The sequence below is a fragment of the Actinopolyspora alba genome (assembly GCF_900112765.1).
GTDB lineage: Bacteria > Actinomycetota > Actinomycetes > Mycobacteriales > Pseudonocardiaceae > Actinopolyspora > Actinopolyspora alba.
Window position 1 is genome coordinate 306,707 of sequence record NZ_FOMZ01000008.1, and the last position, 6,392, is coordinate 313,098.

Annotated in this window: 8 protein-coding genes; 1 reads left to right on the forward strand and 7 read right to left on the reverse strand. The window is 60.7% G+C overall.

What is annotated here, in order from left to right:
* Positions 1 to 119 precede the first annotated feature (119 nt).
* The 6 genes from BM150_RS14390 to BM150_RS23785 form a co-directional block, all read right to left on the reverse strand.
* Entirely contained in the window at positions 120 to 743 is a 624-nt protein-coding gene (locus tag BM150_RS14390) for an AtpZ/AtpI family protein (RefSeq protein WP_245755497.1), read from the reverse strand.
* Positions 744 to 776: 33 nt separating this feature from the next.
* Positions 777 to 1,901, reverse strand: a complete 1,125-nt coding sequence (locus BM150_RS14395) for a hypothetical protein (RefSeq protein ID WP_092927756.1) — start codon at positions 1,899 to 1,901, stop codon at positions 777 to 779.
* 14 nt (positions 1,902 to 1,915) lie between these two features.
* Positions 1,916 to 2,227, reverse strand: coding sequence for a hypothetical protein (locus BM150_RS14400; protein ID WP_092927757.1), 312 nt, complete (start codon positions 2,225 to 2,227; stop codon positions 1,916 to 1,918).
* Between the two features lie 3 nt (positions 2,228 to 2,230).
* Positions 2,231 to 2,878: an SAV_915 family protein gene (locus BM150_RS14405; RefSeq protein WP_092927758.1), complete on the reverse strand. Its 648-nt coding sequence runs from the start codon at positions 2,876 to 2,878 to the stop codon at positions 2,231 to 2,233.
* Between the two features lie 687 nt (positions 2,879 to 3,565).
* Entirely contained in the window at positions 3,566 to 4,726 is a 1,161-nt protein-coding gene (locus BM150_RS14410) for a helix-turn-helix domain-containing protein (protein ID WP_175496827.1), read from the reverse strand.
* A complete protein-coding gene (locus BM150_RS23785) occupies positions 4,701 to 5,339 on the reverse strand; it encodes a hypothetical protein (protein WP_139219538.1) in 639 nt (212 codons plus the stop codon). The genes BM150_RS14410 and BM150_RS23785 overlap by 26 nt, the downstream gene beginning before the upstream one ends.
* A 552-nt stretch (positions 5,340 to 5,891) precedes the next feature.
* Here BM150_RS23785 and BM150_RS24160 point away from each other — a divergent pair.
* On the forward strand, positions 5,892 to 6,068 hold the full coding sequence (locus tag BM150_RS24160; RefSeq protein ID WP_175496828.1) for a hypothetical protein: 177 nt from the start codon (positions 5,892 to 5,894) through the stop codon (positions 6,066 to 6,068).
* Between the two features lie 11 nt (positions 6,069 to 6,079).
* Here BM150_RS24160 and BM150_RS14420 read toward each other — a convergent pair.
* A partial coding sequence (locus BM150_RS14420; RefSeq protein ID WP_175496829.1) for a transposase occupies positions 6,080 to 6,392 on the reverse strand: 313 nt, incomplete at its 5' end.

Below are 6,392 nucleotides of genomic sequence, written 5' to 3' on the forward strand. Positions count from 1 at the left end.
GATTCCCACGGCCGCTATTTGACTACACCTTTATGCCACGGTTCGAGCGACAGCGGGCGATTCGCAGCATTCTCCAGTGACGTCACCGCACCCGTTCGGGCGTGGTCGGCGGCAATGATTCACTCCGACTCGTCGGGGACTTCCAGTAGCGAGTGCGCGGCCCAGTTCGTCGTCGCACCGTTGGTGACCACCGAGTGCAGCAGGCCGTTGTATACGAGATCCCACATGTCGCGGTCCTCCTGCAGCTCGTCCACCTTCACCTGCACCTTGCGTCCCCCGCTGTCCTTGAGGTCGAGGTGCATCGACATTCCCCGGTGGCGGACTTTGATGTCGGTGAGCTCGTACAACAACACCCAGGTGCGGCCCACTTTCAACCAGTCGGCACCCACCGCCGGATCGACCAAGCGGAAGACCCCGTACATGCCCAGTCCGGCCACGGCGAGAAAGAGCCACATCCAGGGAATGCTGAGCCAGCTGTAGTCGAGACCCTGCCGGAAACCGATCAGAATCCCGATCAGCACGAATCCGGCGAGGCCCATGCCGATCGAGTAGCGCTGGCTGTGCCGATACCACTCCAGCACCGGCCCCTGCCCCTCGGGCGGCGTGGGTTTGCGCCGCTGACTGCGGTCCCGTTCCGAATCCTGATCCTTCGGCGGCTTGTCCCACTTGAAAAACCCCGGTGCCCGCGGCGGGCGCGGCTCACCCGTCCACGGATCCGGACGGGGCGGCAACTGCTCCGACACCACTGGATTCTCCTCAGACATCCCTCGTCCCGCCTACTCGCCCGTCAGCAGACTTTCCGCCTCGGTCGCGAGGAAATCCCCGCCCATACTCCCGAGAGCTCCCCCGACCACGGTGCCAACCCCCGGGAAGATCGCCGAACCGAGCGCGGCACCGGCAGCGCCCCCGACCGCCGCTCCGCTCAGGCTGGCGCCGGCATCCATCGCGGCCTCTCCCGCAGTGTCGGTTCCGGTCGCGTAGTCGGTCACTTCTGAGCCGATCGTCGCCGCTGTCCCCAGATACGGCACGCCCCGAAGCACGGAACCGGCTCCGTCGGCGAGCTTGGATCCGCCCTTCACGTACTTGCTCGCGTCCGCGGCGATGATGTCACCGCCACGACCGAACTTCTTGGTAAGTCGCCCGGTCCGCTCACCCCGCAAATCCGCGACCTTGCCCTTGGCCCGGTTCTGCATCGCGGCTACCTTGGTCCGGGCAGCCTCACTACTGTGATCAGCGGTTTTGGCCAGCCTGTCCATCTCTTTCGCCTGCCCCTCCAGGGTGCGGGCGTTCTGCAGGAGGGTGGCCGCACTGTCACTGGACGTCTTGACCGCGGTCAGACCCCCGGTCACCGCACGCATCACGTGTGTCTTGACCGTGTTGAAGGTCCCGATCGGATCCTCCAACTGTCCCTCGAGTTCGCGGTGCGCGTCCTCCTGCTTCGTCCGAGCGTCCTCGACCGTTCGACCGGCTTCCTCGAAGGCCCTCTGCTTCCGCTCTTCCGCTCCGCTCGGGCCGTCGGGCCTGCCGGCAGGACCGTTCGGGCTCGGTTTCGGCGGCAGGATCTTCGTGCCGTTGATCACCAAGCCGGCACCGCGGGCGATGTCGCGTGCGTCGGTCATGCGCTCGTTCACGGTGTCGATCTCGTCGGCGAAGACCTCCAAGGCCGACTTCACCTTGTTGATCGCGTTTTCCAAGTCGTCCGCGTTCTTGCCGTGCCCGCCGAGCTCGCCGCGTGCCGCATCCGCCGCGGTTCCCCGCCAGAAACTCTCGGATGCGCTGCGCTGCTGAGCCACGGTGTCAGCGACCTCGGCGATCCCACCGGCCAGTTCACCCAGCCACTCGGCCGTGCCTCGGCACGTGTCGGGCCTGTCCAAGACCTCGGTGTCGAGTTCCCCAGCCATGTTCTACTCCACGTTCAGTCCGGCCGACCGGCGTACTCGTCGTAGTACTCTTTCCGAAGCTGCTCGGCGTTGCGGTTGTCCACTTCGCCGTAGCTACCGTCGCTGGCATCGATCTTGGCCGCGACTTCGTCGATCGTGGCGATCAATCCGGCAGCGGCTTGCGAGAGCTCCCCCAGCGTGTAACTCACCTTCTCGGCAGAGGTGCTCACCTCCGGCATACCGGGGGCACTCTTCGCCGCGCGGTCGAGTTCGTCGGTACTACCGCGCAAGGCATCCGCCATCCGGCGCAGTTGCTCGTGACCGACATGGACTTCATCGCCGGACATGTCTCATTCCTCCCCAACATGCCGTAACCGCTCCGGCAACGGCGTATCCAGGCAAATCGTGTGCGCCCCGCACTGGCGTCGGATATCGCCGAGCACCCCGGCAGGCACCGGCGCCGCCGCCTGCTGGGAACCGCACCCTTGGCGCAACGCAGCCTCCGAGGTGTAGGCCATGATGGCCAACAGGTCCCCCGGCATCGGTTGCAGCTCGAGTTCGACGTTCTCGGACCGGCCGTCGAACGGCCGCGAAGCGAGATGGACCGTCGTCCAGTCCGGCGACTCCGACTCGTTCCAGTCCGCCTCGTCATCCGCCCAATCACCGGCGGTGCCGCGCAGCTCGGACGGCACCGGCGCATCCATCGCCACGCTGAACCGGAACGTCGGCGGTGCCATCGCCGACCCCTCCTGAACGCAGGCGATCTCACGAACCTTGTCGACAGGCAGCAGAATCCACGGCTGATCCGCTCCGCACCCGGCGAGAAAGGTGTGCAACGTCGAATACCCCAAAACCACCAGCTGTCCGGACAGCTCCCTGGTCTCCAGCATCAGCCCGCCGTTCGCTTCGTCCGGCCGACAGGCGAGGTAGAGCTGTGCGGGCAACGAGTCAGTCTCGTCCGGGTCATACACCCGGGGTTTCTCGGCGAGTTCGACCATCACGGGCTCCGGCTCAGTACGGGCTATGCCGCACGGACTCCAACCGAACCGATCCTCTTCAGTCCTCGCTTTCGCACAATCGGAGCGATGCGCGCCACGAATGACCGTTTCTGACCTTCTCACGACTGGCCCTCATGTAAATCATGTGCGGCCAAGAGCCTGTGACGCGGGAAGTCTGTGAGTCGCAGACAGCAATCGCAGCAAGATCAGTGGATAGGCGCTGTCCGGGCCGTCTGCCACGTCCAAAAGCGCGATGCCTATTCAGAGGATGTTCGTAGGCCGGTGCTAGCGCAAGCACCGCCAGGCTTCCGACTACCCAACTGCGGTCAGCGCGCCGGGGCGGCTTTTGACCTTCTGCTTACAAGGCGCCTTATCAACGAGAACAACCGCCACACAGTCAGCCCCACTACCCCACTCTGGCCACACCCGTAGACCCCATTTCATGCCATGAGTGATGCCATGCGGACCTTCTCATAATGACGCCATAAGTCCAGTCAATGCTACGGATGGGGCAACAGAGAAGGGAAGCGACACAGACGAAGATCGTCGCGTCTCTGGTCGCGACGCGCTAGGACGCGGGTTTGTTAAGGCCATACAGGATTGCGCCAAAAGTCAGGATACTGGACAGAGCCAGCGGTTCTCAACTTATGTTTACAAGGCTTATCACCGGCGAAAACCACAGCTACATCAGGCTTTTTTGCGTTTAAATTGGACCACATCAGCATAACCTGATTCTTCTGACAGCTCATTGCTTGACTGTTCATCATGTCTATTGTTTGTAGCGCGTGCAGGGTAGGGCGCCAGAGACCTCAAAAGAACCGCAGGAAGAGCCAACTCATCAACCGCTGCATAATATGGACTGGAACCAAATATCTTGCTAATCAATTTCCAGAGCAACCTAGGCTCTTCAGGATATACCTTTACCGGCTCAGATTTCCGCCATCCACGCGCAGACAGCTGAGTAAATAGTGAACGCTTCCGATCATCGCTAACTTTTCCGACGTTATTGGCATGCATTATCAGTGCTTGTATAGAAATTCCCCAACGCTGCTTAAGTCGAGCATAATCGGTCAACGTCAAGGAGGAATCGAAAATATCATCAGCCTGGGCAGGCGGCATAAGGAACGCGCCAGCAAAGAAATTCGCTTCCGACTCAGGGTCAACAGTCTCGTGGTTATGAGCATGAAGAATCACGTGCCCCAACTCATGAGCCAACGTAAACCTGTCTCTATCAGCTTTGCTACCTGGAAAGTACCCAATAACTGCCAATTCTCCAGGACCCGCCCAATAAGACATTCCAAAATGTCCGACTGCCGTTGGCAGTTCGAGGGCTTCTTGACCAGGAAGCCGAAGGGGCGCGCAAGGTATTCCCGCTCGCTCAAGAAGGCGAGTTACATGTGGCACCGGACCTTCAAGATTTACACGCAAAGCCTCTCGAGCCTGCAACGCCAGATCAAAAATCATCTCTCGATCAACAGGAGAGGTAGCTCGCGGTAGCTGAGATTGCGCAAAACCAGAGTGCTCCACTAGATAAGAGCTTACCCTATAAGCCTCCTTGAATAGGACTTTGGCTCGTTCAGTGTCGATTTTGCTAGCCGTTGAGTTCTTCCTGAAACGAAGCGAGTCCAACGGATTTTCAGGTGGAATAACGTCGAAAAAGCTACGAGGCATACCCAACGCCAAGGCCACTGAGCCGATAAGATCTTCAGTGGCCCCACGTGTACCCTTCTCCACCTGTGAGATCAGTCCTTGACTGACACCAACGGCGTCTGCAAGCGCTATCTGGGTGAGCCCGAACAGCTTGCGGGCAGCGACTATGCGCTCACCCGAGAAAGCCGCCGGCATCATCCTCACCCTCTTCCTTTTCATCGTCGAACAGGATGCCGCTATCATCTGGCATCCAAGCTGCATTTGCCAGATCGTCAGCCGCACGCGGAAGTTGGAAGTGCACGTCTACTGGAAACCGACTTCCGCAGCGACTTGCCCGAATCGTACGTGCGATACGCACGGTTACCTCTCCGGTCTGCGGTGCGACACGCCAGAGGCCAAGTAGCTTGCTTGCCTCAAGCTCTTCAAAGGTTGCTTGCTCAGGCAGACCCTCTAAGGGCAGGTTGCGGAAGTACAGCTTACGAGCCTCGTTCGGGCCAGCCTCGGGAACGTCGGACGGCGAACGGGTATGAAGCATCCGAAGCCTGGTCATCCCCTGCCTCAGCCAAAGCTCACCATTGCGGGAGTGCTTGCCAGCCAGCTGCCATCCGCCGAGGTCATCTGCATGCTTAGCCAACCACGAATGCGCGAAGGCACGAGCCATGTGGATACCAAGGTAGTCATAGGTCTGCTTATCGAGACCGTACGAAGAACGACACTCCTTCTCCTTGCCAACCCCAAACTCAAGCGCCTTGTGGATCGGCTCACAGAGGGGCTGTAGCTGCTCCTGAACGTGTTCGCTTGGTGTAACCATGCATGTAATAATATTACAGCTTATGCTACTCCATGTGGAGTGGTCCACTTTGGTCCTGTATCTGTCCTAACAGCCCCCGGTTTTTCGATCTGATGGTTTGACCGGGCCACCTCATGGGGTTGGTGGGTGTCCCAGTCGCCGCAGAAGAGGTGGGCGGTGTCGGCGTCCCAGGAGCAGCCGCTTAATGGTGGCAGCGGAATCGACCTGCAGTTTCGATGGTTTCGCACTCGCACAGCGAGCAGGCCGGTTTCGGAAAGTGCAGCGGCGGCGGGCTGGCGGGTGTGCGTGTACCCAACCCGGTATTCCTTTCGGTCGAGGGTGGATGCGTGTCGAGTCACCGGATGCGTGGCGGCTTCGAGGTGACTCGGCACCTGTTCCCGGCCGAGCGGGCCGGAAAGTCTCAATACTGTTGGTTGGTGGTGGCTAGGCTGGGTTCATGCAGATCGACACGAACGCGGTGACCAATCTGGCCGGTGTGGACGATCGCGAGATGGATCGACTGATCGCCCTACGTGCGCCTGCCAGGTGGTCGGCCCGCCAAGCGAGTTCGCGGTGGTGGATCTGTTCGTGCACGAGTTCCATGGCTGGTTGAGTGAGTCGAGCGGTGGAGCCGACAAGCTTTTTCGGCGCTACGTATTGCTGTTTGTTACCGATGGTCGTGCCGGTGTGTCCGATCAGGACGCGGCGAAGCTGCGCAAGACAGTCGACGACATCTACCACAAGACCTGACTAGTGGTTCGTCAGGCAACCTTGGTGGGGTAATGGGTCCAGGTGCGGATGGGTGAGTCTCTGGCGAATCCGGTCTTGGGTTGGGCGCGGGCGTTGCGCCAGCGTAGGTAGGCGCGGATCGCGGCGTTTTGTTCGGCGTGGCTGCGGTGGTCAGTGCCGTCGAGGGTGAAGTAGCGCAAGGCGGTGAACTCGGATTCGATCCAGTTCAGCCAGGATCCGTAGGTGGGTAGGAACACCAGCTCAATGTCGTTGCTCGAGACCCAGGCTCGCACCGCAGGGTGGCGGTGTGGGGAGAAGTTGTCGCAGACGAGGTAGAGCTTCTCG

Bases quoted from the DNA above. Each gene is read 5' to 3' on its own strand.
- BM150_RS14395 (WP_092927756.1), bottom strand. From the start codon at position 1,901: ATGGCTGGGGAACTCGACACCGAGGTCTTGGACAGGCCCGACACGTGC.
- BM150_RS14400 (WP_092927757.1), bottom strand. From the start codon at position 2,227: ATGTCCGGCGATGAAGTCCATGTCGGTCACGAGCAACTGCGCCGGATG.
- BM150_RS14405 (WP_092927758.1), bottom strand. From the start codon at position 2,878: ATGGTCGAACTCGCCGAGAAACCCCGGGTGTATGACCCGGACGAGACT.
- BM150_RS14410 (WP_175496827.1), bottom strand. From the start codon at position 4,726: ATGATGCCGGCGGCTTTCTCGGGTGAGCGCATAGTCGCTGCCCGCAAG.
- BM150_RS23785 (WP_139219538.1), bottom strand. From the start codon at position 5,339: ATGGTTACACCAAGCGAACACGTTCAGGAGCAGCTACAGCCCCTCTGT.